Annotated in this window: 18 protein-coding genes; 1 reads left to right on the top strand and 17 read right to left on the bottom strand. The window is 71.1% G+C overall.

The genetic code is table 11. The annotated features are described in order from the left end of the window. Window positions 1–2: 2 nt before the first annotated feature. The 4 genes from ACWCWD_RS05340 to ACWCWD_RS05325 all read right to left on the bottom strand — a co-directional run bounded on the left by ACWCWD_RS05340 (window position 3) and on the right by ACWCWD_RS05325 (window position 3,123). Window positions 3–497 carry a GNAT family N-acetyltransferase gene (locus ACWCWD_RS05340; RefSeq protein ID WP_450770433.1) on the bottom strand — a complete coding sequence of 165 codons (495 nt, stop codon included), beginning with the start codon at window positions 495–497 and terminating at the stop codon, window positions 3–5. Continuing rightward, window positions 494–1,435 (bottom strand): RluA family pseudouridine synthase, encoded by a 942-nt coding sequence (locus ACWCWD_RS05335; protein ID WP_266703356.1) that lies wholly within the window; start codon window positions 1,433–1,435, stop codon window positions 494–496. The genes ACWCWD_RS05340 and ACWCWD_RS05335 overlap by 4 nt, the downstream gene beginning before the upstream one ends. A 104-nt stretch (window positions 1,436–1,539) precedes the next feature. Beyond that, window positions 1,540–2,175: a signal peptidase II gene (lspA, locus tag ACWCWD_RS05330; RefSeq protein ID WP_450770431.1), complete on the bottom strand. Its 636-nt coding sequence runs from the start codon at window positions 2,173–2,175 to the stop codon at window positions 1,540–1,542. A gap of 117 nt (window positions 2,176–2,292) precedes the next feature. After that, a complete protein-coding gene (locus ACWCWD_RS05325) occupies window positions 2,293–3,123 on the bottom strand; it encodes a TraR/DksA family transcriptional regulator (RefSeq protein WP_450770430.1) in 831 nt (276 codons plus the stop codon). A 572-nt stretch (window positions 3,124–3,695) separates the two neighbouring features. Here ACWCWD_RS05325 and ileS point away from each other — a divergent pair. After that, window positions 3,696–6,839, top strand: coding sequence for an isoleucine--tRNA ligase (ileS, locus tag ACWCWD_RS05320; RefSeq protein ID WP_450770428.1), 3,144 nt, complete (start codon window positions 3,696–3,698; stop codon window positions 6,837–6,839). Between the two features lie 312 nt (window positions 6,840–7,151). Here the strand turns inward: ileS and ACWCWD_RS05315 are convergent, their stop codons facing one another. The 13 genes from ACWCWD_RS05315 to ACWCWD_RS05255 form a co-directional block, all read right to left on the bottom strand. Further along, window positions 7,152–8,303: a DivIVA domain-containing protein gene (locus ACWCWD_RS05315; protein ID WP_450770426.1), complete on the bottom strand. Its 1,152-nt coding sequence runs from the start codon at window positions 8,301–8,303 to the stop codon at window positions 7,152–7,154. A gap of 49 nt (window positions 8,304–8,352) precedes the next feature. Next, the gene (locus ACWCWD_RS05310) at window positions 8,353–8,649 is read right to left on the bottom strand and encodes a YggT family protein (RefSeq protein WP_327175243.1); all 297 of its coding nucleotides are present in this window, start codon (window positions 8,647–8,649) and stop codon (window positions 8,353–8,355) included. A 70-nt stretch (window positions 8,650–8,719) separates the two neighbouring features. Continuing rightward, window positions 8,720–9,337 carry a cell division protein SepF gene (locus ACWCWD_RS05305; RefSeq protein WP_327175244.1) on the bottom strand — a complete coding sequence of 206 codons (618 nt, stop codon included), beginning with the start codon at window positions 9,335–9,337 and terminating at the stop codon, window positions 8,720–8,722. Window positions 9,338–9,463: 126 nt separating this feature from the next. Then, window positions 9,464–10,186: a YggS family pyridoxal phosphate-dependent enzyme gene (locus tag ACWCWD_RS05300; protein WP_450770424.1), complete on the bottom strand. Its 723-nt coding sequence runs from the start codon at window positions 10,184–10,186 to the stop codon at window positions 9,464–9,466. After that, on the bottom strand, window positions 10,183–11,013 hold the full coding sequence (gene pgeF / locus ACWCWD_RS05295) for a peptidoglycan editing factor PgeF (RefSeq protein WP_450770988.1): 831 nt from the start codon (window positions 11,011–11,013) through the stop codon (window positions 10,183–10,185). Before pgeF ends, ACWCWD_RS05300 begins: the two co-directional genes overlap by 4 nt. Window positions 11,014–11,027: 14 nt before the next feature. Beyond that, a complete protein-coding gene (gene ftsZ, locus ACWCWD_RS05290) occupies window positions 11,028–12,239 on the bottom strand; it encodes a cell division protein FtsZ (protein ID WP_450770422.1) in 1,212 nt (403 codons plus the stop codon). A gap of 275 nt (window positions 12,240–12,514) precedes the next feature. After that, the gene (locus tag ACWCWD_RS05285; protein ID WP_450770420.1) at window positions 12,515–13,309 is read right to left on the bottom strand and encodes a cell division protein FtsQ/DivIB; all 795 of its coding nucleotides are present in this window, start codon (window positions 13,307–13,309) and stop codon (window positions 12,515–12,517) included. A gap of 49 nt (window positions 13,310–13,358) precedes the next feature. After that, window positions 13,359–14,453 carry an undecaprenyldiphospho-muramoylpentapeptide beta-N-acetylglucosaminyltransferase gene (gene murG / locus ACWCWD_RS05280; protein WP_328722196.1) on the bottom strand — a complete coding sequence of 365 codons (1,095 nt, stop codon included), beginning with the start codon at window positions 14,451–14,453 and terminating at the stop codon, window positions 13,359–13,361. Window positions 14,454–14,459: 6 nt separating this feature from the next. Then, entirely contained in the window at window positions 14,460–15,935 is a 1,476-nt protein-coding gene (gene ftsW / locus ACWCWD_RS05275) for a putative lipid II flippase FtsW (protein ID WP_450770418.1), read from the bottom strand. Window positions 15,936–16,058: 123 nt separating this feature from the next. Then, complete coding sequence (gene murD, locus ACWCWD_RS05270; RefSeq protein ID WP_450770416.1) at window positions 16,059–17,519, bottom strand: UDP-N-acetylmuramoyl-L-alanine--D-glutamate ligase; 1,461 nt, start codon at window positions 17,517–17,519, stop codon at window positions 16,059–16,061. Further along, window positions 17,501–18,571 carry a phospho-N-acetylmuramoyl-pentapeptide-transferase gene (mraY, locus tag ACWCWD_RS05265; RefSeq protein WP_450770415.1) on the bottom strand — a complete coding sequence of 357 codons (1,071 nt, stop codon included), beginning with the start codon at window positions 18,569–18,571 and terminating at the stop codon, window positions 17,501–17,503. The genes murD and mraY overlap by 19 nt, the downstream gene beginning before the upstream one ends. After that, complete coding sequence (locus ACWCWD_RS05260) at window positions 18,568–19,977, bottom strand: UDP-N-acetylmuramoyl-tripeptide--D-alanyl-D-alanine ligase (protein WP_450770413.1); 1,410 nt, start codon at window positions 19,975–19,977, stop codon at window positions 18,568–18,570. Before ACWCWD_RS05260 ends, mraY begins: the two co-directional genes overlap by 4 nt. A 4-nt stretch (window positions 19,978–19,981) precedes the next feature. Beyond that, the gene (locus ACWCWD_RS05255) at window positions 19,982–21,709 is read right to left on the bottom strand and encodes a UDP-N-acetylmuramoyl-L-alanyl-D-glutamate--2,6-diaminopimelate ligase (RefSeq protein ID WP_450770412.1); all 1,728 of its coding nucleotides are present in this window, start codon (window positions 21,707–21,709) and stop codon (window positions 19,982–19,984) included. Window positions 21,710–21,829: the final 120 nt, after the last annotated feature.

The raw sequence follows: 21,829 nt of genomic DNA, 5'->3' as shown, positions 1-21,829 counted from the left end.
AGCTACTGCTCCGCGAGGGTGCGGCGCATGGCGCGGTGCGGTATCCCCGCGTCCTGGAACTCGGGGCCGTACACCTGGTAGCCGAGGCGCTCGTAGAAGCCGAGGGCGTGGGTCTGGGCGTGCAGGTCGACGGCGGCCAGTCCGAGCGCCCGCGCCTCGTCCTCTATCGCGCGGACCAGTGCGGCCCCGACGCCGAGGCCGCGGGCCGACCCGGCGACGGCGAGCCGGCCGAGCGAGCCGACGGTGAGGTCGCCGCCGGTCTTCCCGGCCGCCGCCTCGCCGTGCAGCAGCCGGCCGGTGCCGAGCGCCGTGCCGTCCTCGGTGACCGCGATGACGTGCACCGTGGTGGCCTCGGGCCGGTCGTACGCGTCGTACTCCAGGTCCTCGGGCACTCCCTGCTCGCCGACGAAGACCTCCTTGCGGACCTGGAAGCAGGCCGCGCGGTCAGCCTCGTCGCGCGTCCGCCGGGTGGTGTACGGGGTGGTGCCGGTGCTCATTCGCTCTCCGCGGCGATCGTGTCGAGGGCCTTCTGCAGGTCGGCCGGGTAGGAGCTGGCGAACTCGACCCAGCTGCCGTCCGAGGGGTGTTCGAAGCCGAGCCGGACGGCGTGCAGCCACTGCCGGGTCAGGCCGAGGCGCTTGGCCATGGTGGGGTCCGCGCCGTAGGTGAGGTCGCCGACGCAGGGGTGGCGGTGGGCGGACATGTGCACGCGGATCTGGTGCGTGCGGCCCGTCTCCAGCTTGATGTCGAGCAGGCTCGCGGCACGGTACGCCTCGATGAGGTCGTAGTGCGTCACGGAGGGCTTGCCCTCCTGGATCACGGCCCACTTGTAGTCGTGGTTCGGGTGGCGGCCGATGGGGGCGTCGATGGTGCCGCTCATCGGGTCCGGGTGGCCCTGCACCAGCGCGTGGTACTTCTTCTCCACGACGCGGTCGCGGAACTGCGCCTTCAGCAGGGTGTACGCGCGCTCCGACTTGGCGACCACCATCAGCCCGGAGGTGCCCACGTCGAGCCGGTGCACGATGCCCTGGCGCTCGGCGGCCCCCGAGGTGGAGATGCGGTAGCCGGCCGCGGCGAGGCCGCCGATGACGGTGGTGCCGGTCCAGCCGGGGCTGGGGTGGGCGGCGACGCCGACCGGCTTCACGATGACGACGATGTCGTCGTCGTCGTGCACGATCTCCATGCCCTCGACGGGCTCGGCGACGATCTGGACCGGGGGAGCCGCCTGCGGCATCTCGACCTCCATCCAGGCACCGCCCTGGACCCGGTCGGACTTCCCGGCCACCGAACCGTCCACCTGCACCTTTCCGGCGGCGGCCAGCTCGGCGGCCTTGGTGCGGGAGAACCCGAACATCCGGGAGATGGCGGCGTCGACGCGCTCGCCCTCCAGGCCGTCGGGCACGGGCAGGGTTCGGATCTCGGGGTGCGTACTCACCTGGTCGAGTATGCCTTGCGGCCACCGGTGCTGTGACCGGCGATCTTCCCCGGCCGTCGCCCGGCCCCGGTGGACGGCGGCCGGACGAAAGGCGGAGTCCGGCCTCAGTCCTTGTGGACGGTGCCGTCCGGGTCCAGTCCCCGGAAGGAGAGGATCACGATGAGGATGCCTCCGCAGACGATCGCGGAGTCGGCCAGGTTGAAGACCGCGAAGTGCGCCGGTGAGATGAAGTCCACCACCGCGCCCTTGAAGACGCCCGGCGCGCGGAAGAGGCGGTCGGTGAGGTTGCCGAGCGCCCCTCCGAGCAGCAGGCCGAGGGCGATCGCCCAGGGCAGGCTGCGGAGCTTGCGGGCGAGCCGGATGATGACGACGATCACAGCCGCGGCGATGACGGTGAAGACCACCGTGAACGCCTCGCCCATGGAGAAGGCGGCGCCGGGGTTGCGGACCGCCTCCAGCTTCAGCCAGTCACCGATGATCTCGACGGGGTCGTGGTGCTCCAGCTTCGCGACCACGAGCGTCTTGCTGATCAGGTCGAGGAGGTACGCCACGACGGCCACGGTGAAGAGCGCGACGAGCCGCCGCCTGCCCTTGCCCGTGACGGCGGTGGCGCCGCCCTCCGGCGCCCCGGTCTCCTCGGAAGCCGCGATGCCGTCGGCGGGCGTGAGGGGCCCGGTCTCCCCGGCCCCTCCGGCGTCGGGGATGTCCGGCGTTTCGATGGTGCGCTCCGCCTCTGCCACGTGAATCCTCAACCTGGTCGTGTCCGGTACCGCACGCCCGGCCGCCCGGCGGGGGCGACCAGACACGGCCTTGGTGCCGATTGAGGACGAGGGTACGACACGGAGCGCCCCGGGGGGTCAGCCGCGTCTCTCCTGCTTCTGCTTGTCCTCCACGCAGAGAGTGGCGCGGGGGAACGCCTGCATGCGGGCCTTGCCGATGGGTTTGCCGCAGACTTCGCAGAGGCCGTAGGTCCCGGCGTCCATGCGGGCCAGGGCGCGCTCGGTCTGCTCCAGCGTCTCCTGGGCGTGGGCGGCGAGCGAGAGCTCGTGCTCGCGGGTGATGTTCTTCGTACCGGTGTCGGCCTCGTCGTCTCCGGCCCCGTCGCCGGAGTCGCGCATCAGTCCGGCGAGGGCCGCGCCGGAGGCTTCCAGCTCGGTACGGAGCCGGGTGGCCTCACCGGTGAGTTCGGCGCGCGCCTCGGCGACCTCCTCCGGTGTCCAGGGGTCCTCCCCCGGCCGGACGGCCAGCTCCCCGGGTGCGGTCGCCACGCGTGCCGGGGGCACCGCGGTCGCGCTCGGTCCGCCGGACGCCGCCCGGGCCGCGGTCTTCTTGGCTGCCACCGTCTGCTCTCCTGTCTGCCGGGCGGCGTCGGCCGCCTCCGTGGCCGCTGGTACGGCCTTCTTCGCCGTGCTCGTGCGGGCCGCGCTCTTCTTCGCGGGGGTCTTCCCGGATGCGGTCTTCTTCGCGGCGGCCTTCTTGGCGGCGGCCTTCTTCGCCGGCTTCTTCCCCGCCGTCGCCTTTCCGGTCGCCGTCTTCGCCGCCGCCGCCTTCTTCACGGCCGCCTTCGCCTCCGTCGCGCCGTGACCGCCCCCCGCTTCCGCGCCGCTCCCCTCGCCCGTCCGGTCGTCCGCCGCGTCCTCGGAATCCGCTGACGCGGTCGTCCGTCCGACGGTCTTCTTCGCCACCATGGGCGCGGCCCCTTCACCTAGGGTGATCCTGCTCGCGGATCGTGCTGGGACGATAAATCGACCCATGACCCGCGGCAACGGGGCACGCCGCCCTGCCACCCCTCCCCGTACCCGCCGACGGCCCGCCTGCATCCGTTGTGCCCAGCTCCCCGCCGGGTATTCCGCCGCGCGGCCGAGCCACGCGCGCCGGGGGTGCCCGACGCGCCATTCGGGTCAGCGCGGGGGCACACGGGCCCCGCACGGTCCGAGCGGTGGACCCCGGCGCAAAACCGGTCGGACTCCTCGCCCCAGGCCCCGTACACTGGGCGCAGCGAGAGGCATGGATGGGACGAGTAGCGTCGTACGCAGCCCAGAGCGACCCGGGGTCGGTGGAAGCCCGGGGGCGAGCGCGTCGTGAAGATCACCCCGGAGCCGCCGGAAGAACGCCGCAGGCAGGCAAGTAGACCCGGCATCGCACCCCAATGAGGGGGCCACGGGCATGCGCCCGGGCCAAGGAGGGTGGTACCGCGGGAGCCCAGCGCTCTCGTCCCTCCGACGGAAGTGGGAAGACGTCCGCCGGAGGAAACCCGAACATGACATCGCCGCAGTACCGCCCGGTCCCCGCTCAGGTGGACCTGCCCGCGCTGGAGCACTCCGTGCTCGACTTCTGGCGCGACGGCAAGGTCTTCGCCAAGAGCCTCGAACAGTCCGAGGGCCGCCCCGAGTGGGTCTTCTACGAGGGTCCGCCGACCGCCAACGGCATGCCCGGCGCCCACCACATCGAAGCCCGCGTCTTCAAGGACGTCTTTCCGCGCTTCCGCACGATGCAGGGCTACCACGTCGGCCGGAAGGCCGGCTGGGACTGCCACGGCCTGCCGGTCGAGCTCGCGGTCGAGAAGGAGCTGGGCTTCAACGGCAAGAAGGACATCGAGGCGTACGGCATCGCCGAGTTCAACGCCAAGTGCCGCGAGTCCGTGACCCGCCACACCGATGCCTTCTCCGACCTGACGACCCGCATGGGGTACTGGGTCGACATGGACGACGCGTACCGGACCATGGACCCGGAGTACGTCGACTCCGTCTGGTGGTCGCTGAAGAAGATCTTCGACAAGGACCTGCTGGTCCAGTCGCACCGCGTCGCCCCGTGGTGCCCGCGCTGCGGCACCGGTCTCTCCGACCACGAGCTGGCACAGGGGTACGAGACGGTCGTCGACCCGTCGGTCTTCGTCCGCTTCCCGCTGACCTCCGGCCCGCTGGCCGGCCAGGCGTCGCTGCTGGTCTGGACGACCACCCCGTGGACGCTGGTCTCCAACACCGCCGTCGCCGCCCACCCCGAGGTCGAGTACGTCGTGGCGACGAACGGCGAGGAGCGTCTCGTCGTGGCGCGCCCGCTGGTCGAGAAGGCTCTGGGCGAGGGCTGGGAGCTCACCGGTCAGTCCTTCACCGGCCGGGAGATGGAGCGCTGGACCTACGAGCGCCCCTTCGACCTGGTCGAGTTCCCCGCCGAGGCGCACTTCGTCGTCAACGCCGAGTACGTCACCACCGAGGACGGTACGGGTCTGGTCCACCAGTCCCCCGCGTTCGGCGCCGACGACCTCCTGGTCTGCAAGGCGTACGGTCTGCCGGTGGTCAACCCGGTGCGTCCGGACGGCACGTTCGAGGAGGGCCTGCCGCTGGTCGGCGGGGTCTTCTTCAAGAAGGCCGACGAGACCCTCACCGAGGACCTGGCCGCCCGCGGCAAGCTCTTCCGCCACGTCCCGTACGAGCACAGCTACCCGCACTGCTGGCGCTGCCACACGGCGCTGCTCTACTACGCGCAGCCGTCCTGGTACATCCGCACCACCGCCGTCAAGGACCGTCTCCTCGCCGAGAACGAGAAGACCAACTGGTTCCCGGACTCGGTGAAGAACGGCCGCTTCGGCGACTGGCTGCACAACAACGTCGACTGGGCGCTCTCCCGCAACCGCTACTGGGGCACCCCGCTGCCGATCTGGCGCTGCGAGGACGGCCACCTGACCTGCGTGGGCTCGCGCGCCGAGCTGTCCGAGCTCACCGGCAGCGACCAGTCGGGCCTCGACCCGCACCGGCCGTTCGTCGACGCGATCACGTTCACCTGCACCCACGAGAACTGCCAGTTGGAGGCGTACCGCGTCCCCGAGGTCATCGACGCCTGGTACGACTCGGGTTCGATGCCGTTCGCGCAGTGGGGCTACCCGTACAAGAACAAGGAAGTCTTCGAGAGCCGCTACCCGGCGCAGTTCATCTCGGAGGCCATCGACCAGACGCGTGGCTGGTTCTACACGCTGATGGCGGTCGGCACCCTCGTCTTCGACCAGTCCTCCTACGAGAACGTCGTCTGCCTCGGCCACATCCTCGCCGAGGACGGCCGGAAGATGTCCAAGCACCTGGGCAACACCCTCGACCCGATCCCGCTGATGGACCAGCACGGCGCCGACGCGGTGCGCTGGTTCATGGCCGCGGGCGGCTCGCCGTGGGCGGCCCGGCGCGTCGGCCACGGCACCATCCAGGAGGTCGTCCGCAAGACGCTCCTGACGTACTGGAACACGGTCGCCTTCCAGGCGCTGTACGCCCGTACGTCCGGGTGGGCGCCCTCGGCGGCCGACCCGGCGCCGGCGGACCGCACGGTCCTGGACCGCTGGCTGCTGAGTGAGCTCAACGCCCTGGTGGGCCAGGTGACCACCGCGCTGGACGGCTTCGACACCCAGCGGGCGGGCAAGCTGCTCTCCTCCTTCGTCGACGACCTGTCCAACTGGTACGTCCGCCGCTCGCGCCGCCGCTTCTGGCAGGGCGACAAGGCGGCGCTGCGCACGCTGCACGAGGTCGTCGAGACGGTGACCCGGCTGATGGCCCCGCTGACCCCGTTCATCACCGAGCGGGTCTGGCAGGACCTGGTGGTCCCGGTGACGCCGGACGCCCCCGAGTCGGTGCACCTCTCCTCGTGGCCGGTGGCCGACGCCTCGATGGTCGATCCCGGGCTCTCCACCCAGATGGCGCTGGTGCGCCGGCTGGTGGAGCTCGGCCGGGCCACCCGCGCCGAGTCGGGCGTGAAGACCCGTCAGCCGCTCTCCCGCGCGCTGGTCGCGGCGGCCGGCTTCGAGACGCTCTCCGCCGAACTGCACGCGCAGATCACCGAGGAGCTGAACGTCTCCTCGCTGGCCTCCCTCTCCGAGGTGGGCGGCTCGCTGGTCGACACCACGGCGAAGGCCAACTTCCGTGCGCTGGGCAAGCGTTTCGGCAAGGGCGTGCAGGCGGTCGCCAAGGCCGTCGCGAACGCCGACGCCGCCGCGCTGTCGCAGGCGCTGCGCGAGGGCACCGCGTCGGTCGAGGTGGACGGCGAGACGGTCTCGCTGACGCCGGACGAGGTCATCATCACGGAGACCCCGCGCGAGGGCTGGTCGGTGGCGTCCGACTCCGGCGCCACGGTCGCCCTGGACCTGGAGATCACCCCGGAGCTGCGCCGCGCGGGCCTCGCCCGTGACGCGATCCGGCTGATCCAGGAGGCCCGCAAGAACAGCGGCCTGGACGTGGCGGACCGGATCGCGGTGCGCTGGACCTCCGACGAGGCCGCCACGGTGGAGGCGCTCACCGAGCACGCCTCGCTGATCGCGGACGAGGTGCTCGCCCTGGACTACGCCCGGGGCGACGCCGACGACTCGTACGGCTCCGCGTTCGAGGACGAGGGCCTGGGTCTGAGCTTCCGCCTCCGCAAGCACTGACCGGCACGACCCCTCCGAAGGCCCGGCGGATCTCCCCGCCGGGCCTTCGGCGTTCCCCGGGTGGCCCCCGGACCTTCGGCGTTCCCCGAGTGGCCCGGAAACGCCGACAACTCCTGTCCCACTACAGGGTGATTCGCGCGTATTCGAGTTGATTCACGCAACTCCGGGCGCATAACAGCCGGTTCCGGAACACCGGCCGGAAGCCGAAGCCTCCCTGCCGCCGGTACGCGAAAAAGGGCCGGGCCCCGGGGAGATCCCCGGGGCCCGGCCCTCAGCCTGCCGACGGCTACGCGCTCAGAGAGCGCGAGCCGGTCAGTTGTCGTCCTCGTCGATGAGGAAGCCGCGCATCGGCGACGGAGCCTGCTGCATCGGCTGCGGCGCCTGCGGCCGTACCGGTGCCATCGGCTGCGTCATCGCGGGCGACATCTGCTGCTGCCCACCGAACGACGGTCCGGGGCCCATGGACGGGTTGCCGCCCATCGACGGTCCGCCGTGGTTGCCGGAGCCCATGCCGTGGCCCATCGCACCGGCACCGGCCGGAGCCAGCGAGGGCGACGGCGGCAGCGAAGCGGCGGCGGGGGTACGCGGCGGGGCCAGCGAGTCGTCGGCCTGGGTCTCCAGCTGACGCAGCTGGCTCTCCAGGTACGACTTCAGGCGGGTGCGGTACTCACGCTCGAAGCCGCGCAGGTCCTCGACCTTGCGCTCCAGCGTCGCGCGGGCCGACTCCAGCGAGCCCATCGCCACGCGGTGCTTCTCCTGCGCGTCCCGCTCCAGCGCGTCGGCCTTCGCCCGCGCGTCGCGCTCCAGACCCTCGGCGCGGCTGCGCGCCTCGCCGACGATCTTGTTGGCCTCGGAACGGGCCTCCGCGATCGCCTGGTCGGCGGTCTGCTGGGCCAGCGACAGGACACGGGCGGCGCTGTCGCCGCCGGGTCCCTGACCGGGCTGCTGCATCTGCTGCATCGGCTGCTGCATCTGCTGCATGGGCTGCATCTGCTGGTGCATCTGCTGCGGTGCGTGACCCATGGGGCCACCCATCGTGCCGCCCATGGGGCCGCCCATCGGGCCGCCCTGCATCGGGCCGGGGCCGTGCTGGCCCTGCGGGCCGGGGCCCTGCTGACCCTGCTGGGGGCCATGGCCACTGGGACCGGCGGGCAGCTGCGGCGGACCCATCTGCGGGGGCTGCTGCTGGACCGGCGGACCCGATATGGCGGCGGGCACGGGAGCCCCGGGCCTCTCCTGCTGCTGCTCCGGGGGCTTGCGCATGGCCTGCTGCTGCTGATTCTGCGCGGCGGCACGCGTCGCGGCGGCCAGCTTGGCGCGCAGGTCCTCGTTCTCGCGGAGCAGTCGCGTCAGCTCGGATTCGACCTCGTCGAGGAAGGCATCGACCTCGTCCTCGTCATAGCCTTCTCGGAGGCGGACGGTCGTGAACTGCTTGTTCCGCACGTCCTCGGGGGTCAGCGGCATCTCTTCTTCACCTCTACGTAGTCGTCGGCAGTCGGCAAGACCGTATCGTTCACACGCTGCTCGCAATGTTGCCCAGGAGGGTGAGCAGGATGTAGACGATGATCATCAGAACGAAGAAGGACAGGTCGAGTGCCACGCCCCCGAGACGCAGCGGCGGAATCAACCGCCGCAGGAGCTTGAGCGGTGGATCGGTGACAGTGTAGGTGGCCTCAAGAACGACCACCATCGGCTTGCCCGGCTGCCATGAACGCGCGAACTGGAAGACGTAGTCCATGACCAGCCGGAAGATCAGCACGATGAGGAAACACATCAGCGCGATGTAGACCACATCGAGTGCGACGCCCATGACCGCGCTTCCCTCTCCCCTGGCTCTCGTAGCTCCGGCCTCCCGGCCGGGTTGTTCCCGTGTCGCGTTCTCAGCTCTGGTTGAAGAACCCGCCCTCTGCAATGCGGGCCTTGTCCTCCGCCGTGACATCGACGTTAGCAGGCGACAACAGGAACACCTTCTGCGTCACGCGCTCAATGCTGCCATGAAGTCCGAAGACGAGTCCCGCGGCAAAGTCGACAAGTCGCTTTGCATCCGTGTCGTCCATCTCCGTGAGGTTCATGATCACCGGAGTGCCCTCACGGAAGTGTTCCCCGATGGTACGGGCCTCGTTGTAGGTCCGGGGGTGCAGCGTGGTGATGCGGTACGGCTCCCGCTCGGAGACGACCTTGGGCATGATCACGGGTGCGTTCTTCTCCAGGTTGGGGCGCTCAGGTGTGATGGATGCCACGGGTGCGATCCGGGCGGGTCGCACGCTGTCCGCGGGGAGCTGAACTGGCTCGCGCGGCGCGGGGGGTTGCACCACTCGTACCGGTTCGTCCCGTTCGCGCTCCCGCTCCACCTGATGCGCGGGCTGGTGCCTGCGCCGGTCCCGCTCGGGCTCCGGCTCGGGTTCGAATTCATCGTCGGGGTCGAACCCCGGACCGTCGTACCCATCGTCCTCCACGAGGCCGAGGTAGACCGCCATCTTGCGCATCGCGCCGGCCATGCTCCGAGTCCTCCGCTCTGTGGTGGATCGGCAATCGTCGCCAAGTGCCAGCGATCCACGGTGGTCTGCCCCGTAATGAGCGGGAATGACCATATTTTCTGCTGTGGTCCGACCTGCTTCGCGACGTTACCCGAGCCGGGGTCGGACTCCGAGTACCGCAGTACCGACGCGCACATGTGTCGCTCCGGCCGCCACGGCGTCCTCAAGATCCGAACTCATCCCCGCGGAAACCATGTTCGCAGCCGGATGGTCCGCGCGCAGCCGGGATGAGATTTCCATCAGCCGCTCGAAAGCGGCTCGTTGCCGTCCCGCGTACGGACCGGCGAGCGGCGCGACCGTCATCAGGCCGTCGAGCCGGAGCCCGGGTGCCGCCGCCACCGCGTCGGCCAGCGCTTCCACACCCTCCGGCGCGACTCCGCCCCGGTCGCCGCGCTCGCCGTTCCCGGCGTCGAGGGCGACCTGGATCAGACAGCCGAGTTCGGTCTCCCGCTCTCCGGCCACAGCCGTGGAGAGTGCGGAAACGAGCTTGATGCGGTCGATCGACTGCACCACATCGGCATAACGCGTCACTGAACGAACCTTGTTGGTCTGAAGTTGACCGACAAAGTGCCAAGTGAGCGACAGATCCGAGCAGTCCGCGGCCTTGGGGGCGGCGTCCTGGTCGCGGTTCTCGGCCACCTGACGCACACCGAGTCCGTGCAGGATCCGCACGTCGCTCGCGGGGTAGGTCTTGGTGACCACGATGAGGGTGACCTCGTCCCGCGACCGGCCGGCCGCGGCACAGGCGGAGGCGATACGTTCCTCCACCCGTGCCAGGTTCTCGGCGAGTTCCGTGCTGCGGTCCGTCATGCCGTGTCCTCGTCGTCCTGATCGCCCGCGTCGCCCGCGCCGCCCCCATCGGGCCCGTCCAGCCAGACGTATCCGGCGAGCCTTCCGGTGGTGCGGTCACGCCGGTACGAGAAGTGGTCGTCCGACTCCCGCGTGCAGAACGGCGAACGCCGTACGTCACGCACGCCGAGGGCGTCGAGCTGGGAGTGGACTCCGGCGGTGACGTCGACCGCCGGGGTGCCCCACCGGGTCTCGGCCCGGGCGGCGGGGACGACCGCGGCGACCTCGTCCCGCATCGCGGCGGGGACTTCGTAGCATCCGCCGCAGACCGCCGGCCCGGTACGGGCGACGATCCGGGAGGCTTCGGCGCCGAGGGCGAGCATCGCCTCCACGGCGGCGGGGACGACTCCGGCGACGAGCCCGGGGCGACCGGCGTGTGCCGCCGCGACGACCCCGGCGACCGGGTCGGCCATCAGGACCGGGACGCAGTCGGCGGTGAGCACCGCGAGCGGCAGCGCCCGACGGGCGGTCACCAGCGCGTCCACCGCGGGGATCTCGCGGTCGGGGCCCCACGGCCCGTCGACCACGGCGACCCCACGGCCGTGCACCTGGTTCATCCAGACGACCCGCTCCGGGTCGAGCCCGAGGGAGCCGGCCGCGCGCGCCCTGTTCGCGACCACGGCGGCGGGGTCGTCTCCGACCGCGCCGCCGAGGTTCAGGGACGCGTACGGGGCGGCGCTCACTCCGCCCCACCGGTCGGTGAAGGCGAAGTGAGCGCCGGCGCCGCCGGACGTGTCCGCTGCGGGTCCTGCTGTCCTCGCGGTCCCCGCGAGGTGCGCGGGGACCACGTCGTGCCGGTCTATCACTTCAGGAAGTCCGGTACGTCCAGCTCTTCGGCCTGGGTGTCCTGGTAGGGACGGGCCGTCGGAACGTGCGGCGGGGAGACCGGCGGCAGCGAGATGTCGTTCGCGACCGGAACGGTCTCGACCGGGGCCGGGGCTTCCTCGCGCGGCGGGACGGAACCGAGTCCGGCCGAGTGGCGGACCGGCTCGGGCCGGGCCGGCGGGGCGGGCTCCTCGCGCTTGGCCGAAGCGGCACCGATCACGTTCTCGCGGCGGGCCGGCGGCTGGCCGCCGTCGAAGCCCGCGGCGATCACGGTGACCCGCACCTCGTCGCCCAGCGCGTCGTCGATGACCGCGCCGAAGATGATGTTCGCCTCCGGGTGCGCCGCCTCGCTCACCAGCTGGGCGGCCTCGTTGATCTCGAAGAGACCGAGGTCGCTGCCGCCGGAGATGGAGAGCAGCACGCCACGGGCGCCGTCGATGGACGCCTCCAGGAGGGGCGAGGAGATCGCCATCTCGGCGGCCGCCACCGCGCGGTCGTCGCCGCGGGCCGAACCGATACCCATGAGCGCCGAACCCGCCTCGGACATGACCGACTTGACGTCGGCGAAGTCGAGGTTGATGAGGCCGGGGGTGGTGATGAGGTCGGTGATGCCCTGGACACCCGAGAGCAGTACCTGGTCGGCCGACTTGAACGCGTCGAGCACGCTCACCTGGCGGTCCGAGATGGACAGCAGCCGGTCGTTCGGGATGACGATGAGGGTGTCGACCTCTTCGCGGAGTTCGGCGATGCCGTCCTCCGCCTGGTTCGCGCGCCGACGGCCCTCGAAGGTGAACGGGCGGGTGACCACACCGATCGTCAGGGCACCCAGCGAGCGGGCGATGTTGGCGACGACGGGTGCGCCGCCGGTGCCGGTGCCGCCGCCCTCTCCTGCGGTGACGAAGACCATGTCGGCCCCCTTGAGGACCTCCTCGATCTCTTCACGGTGGTCCTCTGCCGCCTTGCGACCGACTGCCGGGTTGGCCCCGGCGCCGAGTCCCCGGGTGAGTTCACGGCCGACGTCGAGCTTGACGTCGGCGTCGCTCATCAACAGGGCTTGCGCGTCCGTGTTGATCGCGATGAACTCGACGCCCTTGAGACCGACCTCGATCATTCGGTTGATGGCATTGACACCACCGCCGCCGACACCGATGACCTTGATGACTGCGAGGTAGTTCTGCGGTGCTGCCACGTCGAAGGCCTCTCGCCTCGATTTACGTGTCGTCGCTCTGCGGTGGCCCGCCGCGACGACGGATGTCGATGGGGACGGTCCGAACGCCGACCCAAACCCTAACGCTGAAGTTTAGGGTTACCAGTGTGTCTGCTTCTTGGACTCTTCCGAACAGGACACTAAGTCGACAAGTGGCGCACGTTCAACGAACACGCCGAACCTCCCGTTTTTCTTTTCACCCTATGTGATCACCCGTAGCGATGACCAACCAGGGTGCTGGTCAGGCCAAATACCCGTCAACTGTCGGAAGACGCAGGAGCGGTGGGCGCACTCACGTCGAAGTGTCCCGCTTTGGGTGACGCTTTCATCAGGGCGGTGAGGACTTTCGCCTTCACCGCTCCCTGTTCACCACTGCCCCAGACCACTTCCCGTCCCCCCGTCAGCTCCAGCGAGATCGCATCGTACGAGGTCACCCGCACGACCTCGGTGTCCCGGGCGACGGCGGCGGGGAGGTCGCCGGCGACCCCGACCGCCTCCCGCAACAGACGGTCACCGCCGAAACGGCGCAGACTGGCGGAACGATCGGGTTTCAATTCCAGCAGGGGAACCCCCTCGGGTGCTTTGTCCACGATTGCGAACCGCGTGCCCCCGGAGTCCACTTCGGTGAACTTTGCGCCCTTTTTCACCAGGAGGACCGGCTTTCGCTCGGTCACCTCGATATCGATTCCGTGCGGCCAGGAACGCGTGACGTCCACGGTGTCGATACGGGGGAGCTTCTGCCGCAACCGGCGCTCCAGGGAATCGGTGTCCACGCCGATCAACGGCGAGCCGACCGGAGCCGCGGCCGCCGCTTCCACCTCCGCCGGGGAGAGCACCTCGGTCCCGCCGACCCCGACCTGCTCCAGCCGGAGCCAGGAGGAGCCCCAGAGCGCCCACGCCAGGCCCCCGGCGAGCAGAGCGGCCCCGGCCGCGCCGAGGAACAGGTTCCTGCGGCGGGCGGACCCGTCTCTTCCGGGTCCGGCGTGCGGCGCGCGCGCCGGTGTGTCCGCCTGCTGCCCTGAACCGCGCTGGGCGGTCGTCGGTCCGGCCACGCTCGCTCCTTCGCCGGGCCCGGGGCACACGCCCCGGGCCCGCCCCGCCTCACGCCTGGCGGCGTGCGGCAATCGCCTCGTACACCATGCCGACGAGCAGGTCGTCGGCGTCGCGGCGGCCGAACTCGGCGGCGGCGCGCGACATTTCGTACAGTCGGTGCGGATCGGACAGCACCGGAAGGACGTTGGCCTGTACCCACTCGGGGGTGAGGGCCGCGTCGTCGACCAGCAGACCGCCGCCGGCGTTGACCACCGGCTGGGCGTTGAGCCGCTGTTCGCCGTTGCCGATCGGCAGCGGGACGTACGCGGCGGGCAGCCCGACGGCGGAGAGTTCGGCCACGGTCATCGCGCCCGCGCGGCAGAGCATCATGTCGGCCGCCGCGTACGCGAGGTCCATCCGGTCCACGTACGGTACCGGGATGTAGGGCGGCATACCGGGCATGTTGTCGATGCGCGGCAATTCGTTCTTCGGACCGACCACGTGCAGGATCTGGATGCCCGAGCGCTGGAGCAGCGGCGCGACCCGCTGGACCACCTCGTTGAGGTGGCGGGCGCCCTGCGAGCCGCCGGAGACCAGCAGGGTGGGCAGGTTGGGGTCGAGCCGGAAGGCGGCGCGCGCCTCCGGGCGGACCCGGGCCCGGTCCAGGGTGGCGATGGTGCGGCGCAGCGGGATGCCGATGTAGCGGGCGCCGCGCAGCTTGCTGTCGGGGGTGGAGACGGCGACGCCGTGCGCGTACCGGGAGCCGATCTTGTTGGCCAGGCCGGGGCGGGCGTTGGCCTCGTGGACGACGATCGGCACTCCGGCGCGCTTGGCGGCGAGGTAGCCGGGCAGCGCGACGTAACCGCCGAAGCCGACCACGCAGTCGGCCTTGGTGCGTTCCAGGATCTGCTCGGCGGCCTTGATGGTGCCGCGCAGCCGGCCCGGGACGGTGATCAGCTCCGGTGTGGGCTTACGGGGCAGCGGTACGGCCGGGATGAGCGCCAGGTCGTACCCCCGCTCGGGTACGAGCCTGGTCTCCAGGCCGCGTTCCGTGCCGAGGGCGGTGATGCCCACGGTCGGGTCCTGCCTGCGCAGGGCGTCTGCGAGGGCAAGCGCGGGCTCGATGTGGCCGGCGGTCCCCCCGCCGGCGAGTACGACATGCACCGAAATTCACCGCTCTCCGGACGGACGCTTCTTGACGCGCCGTCTCATCGTCTTCCATCTCACCCCGGGCCTCCGCATGGCCAGGGCCGCTTGCGCACCGGGCTGCTCACGCGCGAAGGCGATCATCAGCCCGACCGCGAACATGGTCGGCAGCAGGGCCGACCCCCCGTAGGAGAACAGCGGGAGCGGGACGCCGGCGATCGGCAGCAGGCCGAGCACCGCACCGATGTTGATCACAGCCTGCGCGGTGATCCAGGTCGTCACACCTCCCGCGGCGTACCTCACGAAGGGGTCCTCCGTGCGTCCGGCCACGCGGATACCCGCATAGCCTAGAGCCGCGAAGAGGGCGAGCACCGACAGAGTCCCCGCCAGCCCCAGTTCCTCGCCGGTGATGGCGAAGATGAAGTCGGTGTGGGGTTCGGGCAGTTGTCCCCATTTTTCCACGCTCGCACCGAGTCCCGATCCGAACCAGCCACCGGACGCGAGGGCGTAGATTCCGTGCGCGGCCTGCCAGCAGCCGCCCGCGGCGTCCGGTTCGCTGACACCGACGCAGGCGAGCCGGGACATGCGGTTCGGGTTGGTCTTGATCAGCAGGACGGCGATGGCCCCGGCGAAGCCGAGCACTCCGACGAAGAGCCGGGTGGGCGCCCCGGCGAGCCAGAGCAGGCCGAAGAGGATCGCGGTGAGGATGATCGCGGTGCCCATGTCGCCGCCGAGCATGATCAGTCCCAGCAGCATGAAGGCGACCGGGACCAGCGGCACCAGCATGTGCTTCCACTGGGTGAGCAGCCGCTTGTCCTGCTTGCGGGCGAGCAGGTCGGCTCCCCACAGCACGAGGGCCAGCTTCCCGAACTCGCTGGGCTGGAGCTGGAACGGGCCGCCGATGTAGAGCCAGTTCTGGTTGCCGTTGACCGACATCCCTATGCCGGGGACCTGGACCAGCGCCATCAGGAAGACCGTGCCGAGCAGCATCGGGTAGGCGAGCCCGCGGTGGAGCTTGACCGGCATGCGGGCGGCCAGCACCATCAGTCCGGCTCCGATGACGGCGGCCAGGAACTGCTTGCGGAAGAAGTAGGTGCTCGGCTTGGCGAGTTCCAGCGCCTTGATCATGGAGGCGCTGTAGACCATCACGAGGCCCAGCACGATGATCAGCAGGCTGGAGCCGAGGATGACGTAGTACGCCGTCAGGGGGCGGTCCCAGGCCCTCAGCGCCTGCTCGTAGGCGCGGCGCACCCCGCCGCCGCGTGGGCTGCGGGGGGAGGGGGCGGAGCGGGCCGGCGGCCGGGCGGGCCGGGGGCCGCGTCCGGAGCCCTCGGCGAGCCGTCCGCGCAGGGCCAGGCCGGGGTGGGTCGGCACACCGTCTCCGGGAGTGCCGTACGGGGCGGCCGGGGCGAACGGCCGGGTACGGAAGGCGCCGGTCCTCGTCGCGTGGGCCCGCGCGCGGACCCGTCCTCGGGCGTCGGGCCCCTCATCGGCCGGCATAGTCGCTGTCCCCTCCGCTGATCGTGCCCGGGGCGGCGACGGCCCGGCGGCCCGGACCGGGCCGTACCCGTCCCCCCGGATCACATTCTCTCCGGGGACGGTACGGCCCGGGGGCCGGGCCTGTCAGGCGCTGTCGTCGGCGCGTGCGCGGACCGCGTCCGCGAACGCCTCGCCCCGCTCGTTGTAGTTGACGAACATGTCCATCGAGGCGCAGGCCGGGGCCAGCAGCACGGTGTCGCCCGGGCGGGCGAGACGTGCGGCCTCGGCGACCGCCTCGGACATGGCCCCAGTGTCGGTCCGGTCCAGGTCGACCACGGGTACCTCGGGGGCGTGTCGCGTCAGGGCTTCGCGGATGAGGGCCCGGTCGCGGCCGATGAGGACCACGCCCCGCAGGCGCTTCGCGGCGCCGCTCACCAGTTCGTCGAAGGTCGCTCCCTTGGCGAGGCCGCCGGCGATCCAGACGATCGGCTCGTAGGCGGCGAGGGAGGCTTCGGTGGCGTGGGTGTTGGTGGCCTTGGAGTCGTCCACGTAGGCGACGCCGTCGATGTCCGCCACGTGCTCGATGCGGTGCGGGTCGGGGCGGAAGGCGCGCAGTCCGTCGCGGACCGCGGCGGGCTTCACGCCGAAGGCGCGGGCCAGCGCGGCGGCGGCGAGGGCGTTGGCGATGTTGTGCGGGGCGGGCGGGTCGACGTCCGCGACCTCGGCCAGCTCCTGGGCCTGCTTCTGCCGGTTGGTGACGAAGGCCCGGTCCACCAGGATGCCGTCGACGACACCGAGCTGGGAGGGGCCGGGAGTTCCGAGGGTGAAGCCGATCGCCCGGCAGCCCTCCTCCACGTCGGCCTCGCGGACCAGTTCCTCGGTGGCGGGGTCGGCGACGTTGTACACACAGGCCACGGTGTTGCCCTCGTAGACGCGGCCCTTGTCGGCGGCGTACGCCTCCATCGAGCCGTGCCAGTCGAGGTGGTCCGGGGCGAGGTTGAGCACCGACGCGGAGTGGGCGCGTACCGAGGGCGCCCAGTGCAGCTGGTAGCTGGAGAGCTCGACGGCGAGCACGTCGTACGTCTCCTCGCCCAGTACGGCGTCCAGCAGGGAGACGCCGATGTTGCCGACGGCCGCGGTGCGCAGCCCGGCGGCCTCCAGGATGGAGGCGAGCATCCGTACGGTCGTGGTCTTGCCGTTGGTGCCGGTCACCGCGAGCCAGGGGGCGGGTTCGCCGCCCTTGATCCCCCGCAGCCGCCAGGCGAGTTCGACGTCGCCCCAGACGGGGACGCCGGCCGCCGCGGCCGCGAGGAAGAGCGGCTTGTCGGGCTTCCAGCCCGGGGCGGTGACGATCAGTTCGGTGGACTCGGGAAGCGTGTCGCCGTCGCCGAGGCGCACGGTGATCCCCTCCGCCTCCAGGCCGGCGGCCTGGGTGCGGGAGCGCTCGTCGTCGCCGTCGTTGACTACGGTCACCAGCGCGCCGAGTCCGTGCAGGACCCGGGCGGCGGGAATCCCGCTGATCCCGAGTCCGGCGACCGTGACGTGCTTCCCCCGCCAGTCCGCCCGGTCCGCCGAGTCGGTTGTGCTCACTTCTTGGCTGCCCATCCCGCGTAGAAGAGTCCGAGGCCGACGATCACGCACATGCCCTGGATGATCCAGAACCGGACCACCACGAGGACTTCCGACCACCCCTTGAGTTCGAAGTGGTGCTGGAGCGGCGCCATCCGGAAGACCCGCTTGCCGGTCATCTTGAAGGAGCCGACCTGGATGACCACGGACATCGTGATCATCACGAAGAGGCCGCCGAGGACGGCCATCAGGAACTCGGTGCGCGAGCAGATGGCGAGACCCGCGAGAGCGCCGCCGAGCGCGAGCGAACCGGTGTCACCCATGAAGATCTTGGCCGGCGAGGTGTTCCACCAGAGGAAGCCGAAGCAGGAACCCATCAGCGCCGAGGCGACGACCGCCAGGTCGAGTGGGTCGCGCACTTCGAAACAGGCGCTGGGGTTGGTGAGTTCCATCGCGTTGGCGCACGACTCCTGGAACTGCCAGAGGCCGATGAAGGTGTACGCGCCGAAGACCATCACCGACGCGCCGGTGGCCAGGCCGTCCAGACCGTCCGTCAGGTTCACGCCGTTGGACATGGCGAGAATCATGAACAGGGCCCAGACGACGAACAGCACCGGCCCGATCGACCACCCGAAGTCCTCGACGAACGAGAGCCGGGTGGACGCCGGGGTGTTGCCGTGGATGTCGGCGAACTGGAGCGAGAGCACCGCGAACGCGATGCCGACGATCAGCTGGCCGGCCATCTTCGCCTTGGCCCGCAGGCCGAGCGAACGCTGCTTGACGATCTTGATGTAGTCGTCCAGGAAGCCGACGAGCCCCATCCCCGCCATCAGGAAGAGCACGAGGACACCGGAGAACCGCATGTCCTCGCCCGTGATGACCTTCGCCAGGACGTACGCGATGATCGTCGCCAGGATGAAGGCGATGCCGCCCATGGTGGGCGTGCCCTTCTTGCTGCCGTGCGTGCGCGGGCCGTCGTCCCGGATGAACTGGCCGTAGCCCTTGCGGGCCAGCAGCTTGATGAGCAGCGGGGTACCGACCAGGGTCAGGAAGAGCCCGATGGCCCCCGCGAAGAGGATCTGCCTCATCGGCCGGTGACCTCGCCCTCGGTCGAGTTCTCCAGCAGTGCCTGGGCAACCATCTCCAGGCCGACCGACCGGGACGCCTTCACCAGCACGACGTCTCCCGGGCGCAGTTCACTGCGCAACAGGTCGACGGCCGCCTGTGCGTCGGACACGTGCACCGACTCCTCACCCCACGAACCCTCGTTGTAAGCGCCCAGTTGCAGCCAGGAGGCTTCTCTTCCTCCGACCGCGACGAGCTTGCTGACGTTGAGCCGGACGGCAAGCCGTCCGACCGCGTCGTGCTCGGAGAGCGACTCGTCACCGAGCTCGGCCATCTGACCGAGCACCGCCCAGGTCCGCCGGCCCCTGCCCATGGCGGCCAGCGCACGGAGTGCGGCTCTCATGGATTCGGGGTTCGCGTTGTAGGCGTCGTTGACGACCGTCACACCGTCCGGACGCTCGGTGACCTCCATGCGCCAGCGGGAGAGGGTGCCCGCCTCGGAGAGCGCCTCGGCGATCTCGTGTACGGGCATGCCCAACTCATGGGCGACGGCGGCTGCGGCGAGCGCGTTCGACACGTGGTGCTCACCGTACAGGCGCATGGTCACCTCGCTGCACCCGGTGGGTGTGTGGAGGCTGAAAGCGGGGTGTCCGTCCGCTGTGAGACGGACGTTCTCTCCGCGTACGTCCGATTCGGGCGCCTCTCCGAAGAGAAGGACCCGTGCTTTTGTACGCGAGGACATGGCGCGCACGAGCGGATCGTCGGCGTTGAGGACGGCCACGCCGTCCTCGGGGAGCGACTCGACCATCTCGCCCTTGGCCTGGGCGATCTGCTCCCGGCCGCCGAACTCGCCGATGTGGGCGGTCCCGACGTTGAGGACGAGCCCGATCCGGGGCGGGACGAGTCCGGTGAGGTAGCGGATGTCGCCGATGTAGCGGGCGCCCATCTCCAGCACGAGGTGCTGGGTCTCCTCGGTGGCGCGGAGCGCCGTGACCGGCAGGCCGATCTCGTTGTTGAGGTTGCCCGCCGGGTAGACGGTCGGCCCCATCCGCTCCATGAGCTGGGCGATGAGGTCCTTGGTGGAGGTCTTGCCCGCGGAGCCGGTGAGGGCGACGACGGGCAGCCCGAGGCGGTCGACGACGACGTACCGGGCGAGGGCGCCGAGCGCCGCCACCACGTCGTCGACGACGATCGCGGGCACCCCGACGGGGCGGGTGGCCAGCACCGCGACGGCTCCGGCCGCCACGGCGCCGGTGGCGTAGTCGTGGCCGTCGACCTGTTCACCGACGAAGGCGGCGAACAGGCCGCCTCGCTCCACCTTCCGGGAGTCGATGACGACCGGGCCGTCGACGACGACCGAGGTGTCCGGTATGTCGTGCGGCTGCCCGCCGACGATTTCGGCGATCTCGGCGAGGGAAAGGGCGATCACTTGGTCATCCCTGACTGTTGTTCTCGTGGTGGGCTTCGTGCTGCTGGGTGGGTGCGGGGTCGGGGCGCTCCAGGGACCGTGCGATGGCCGCGCGGAGGACCTGGCGGTCGTCGAAGGGGCGTACCACCCCGTGGACGTCCTGGCCCTGCTCGTGGCCCTTGCCGGCGACGAGGACGGTGTCCCCGGGCCGCGCGCGGGCGACGGCCGCGGCGACGGCCGCGGCCCGGTCCGCGTCGACCAGGACGTCGCCGCGTTCGTGGACGGGCACCTCGGCGGCGCCCGCGAGCATCGCGGAGAGGATCCGCAGCGGGTCCTCGGAGCGGGGGTTGTCGGAGGTCAGTACGGCGGTGTCGGCGAGGCGGGCCGCGGCGGCGCCCATCGGGGCCCGCTTGGTGGTGTCGCGGTCGCCGCCGCAGCCGAGCACGATGTGCACCCGGCCCTGGGTGACCTTGCGCAGGGAGCGGAGCACCGATTCGACGGCGTCCGTCTTGTGCGCGTAGTCGACGACGGCGAGGTACGGCTGGCCCGCGTCGACGCGCTCCAGCCGGCCGGGGACGCCGGGGACGGCCGCGACGCCGTCGGCGGCGGTCTGCGGGTCGATCCCGGCGACGGCCAGGGTGACGATCGCGGCGAGGGTGTTGGCCACGTTGAACGGGCCGGGCAGCGGGGCACGGGCGGCGATGCGCTCGCCGTCGGGGCCGACCACGGTGAAGGTGCTGTCCTGCGGCCCGACTTCGACGTCCTCGGCACGCCAGTCGGCGTCGGGGTGGCCCTCGGCGGAGAAGGTGGTGACGGGGACACCGGCCTCGGTGACCAGCCTGCGGCCGTAGGCGTCGTCGTAGTTGACGACCCCTCGCCTGCTGCGCTCCGGGGTGAAGAGCTGCGCCTTGGCCTGGAAGTAGTCCTCCATGCCGGAGTGGAACTCCATGTGCTCCGGGCTGAGGTTGTTGAAGACGGCGACGTCGAAGACGCAGCCGTCGACCCGGCCCAGCACCAGCGCGTGGCTGGAGACCTCCATGGCGACCGACTCGACACCGCGTTCGCGCATGACCGCGAAGAGGGCCTGGAGGTCGGTGGCCTCGGGGGTGGTGCGCTCGGACTTGATGCGTTCGTCGCCGATGCGGGTCTCGACCGTGCCGATGAGCCCGGTGGCGTGGCCGGCGCCGCGCAGCCCGCCTTCGACGAGGTAGGCGGTGGTGGTCTTGCCGGAGGTCCCGGTGATGCCGATCTGGAGCAGGTCGGTGCCGGGGCGGCCGTAGATCTCGGCGGCGAGGTCGCCCATGACGGCGCGCGGGTCCTCGGCGACCAGCACCGGGAGGCCGGTGGCGGCGGCGCGTTCGGCGCCCGCGGGGTCGGTGAGGACCGCGGCGGCGCCCAGTCCGGCCGCCTGGGCCGCGAAGTCGGCGCCGTGCAGCCTGGCGCCCGGCAGAGCCGCGTACACGTCTCCCGGGCGGACCGCCCGGGAGTCGTGGGTGATGCCGGTGACCTCCACCGCCGCGGGCAGTTCGAGGCCGAGGCGGGCGGCCTGCTCGCCGAGGGGAGTCGGCCTGAGCCGTTCCGGTCGGGGCGCTCCCGGGTAGTTCACGGGCGCGTCCTTCGGGGTGATTCGGTACTGATCAGCGTGGGGCACGGCGGTGAGCGTACCGGGCTGACCCGGCCTCTCGCGAAGTGAGGGGCCAGGGTTTCGGAACTTCTCGTTCCGGTTCCCCGGATCGGGGGTGATGGTTGTCACTGGTACTCCCCTGGGAACGTACGAGGTCACGGCCGGGTCCGGCGCGCGGTGCGGCCCGTCCCTCGGTGCGCGCGGCCGGAACGTCTCCGTCCGCCCGGCGCGCACCTCGGTCGTGCCGTT

The sequence above is a fragment of the Streptomyces sp. NPDC001493 genome, from assembly GCF_053597235.1.
Note: the sequence above shows the minus strand (reverse complement) of the source record. Positions and strands in the feature narration are given on the sequence as shown.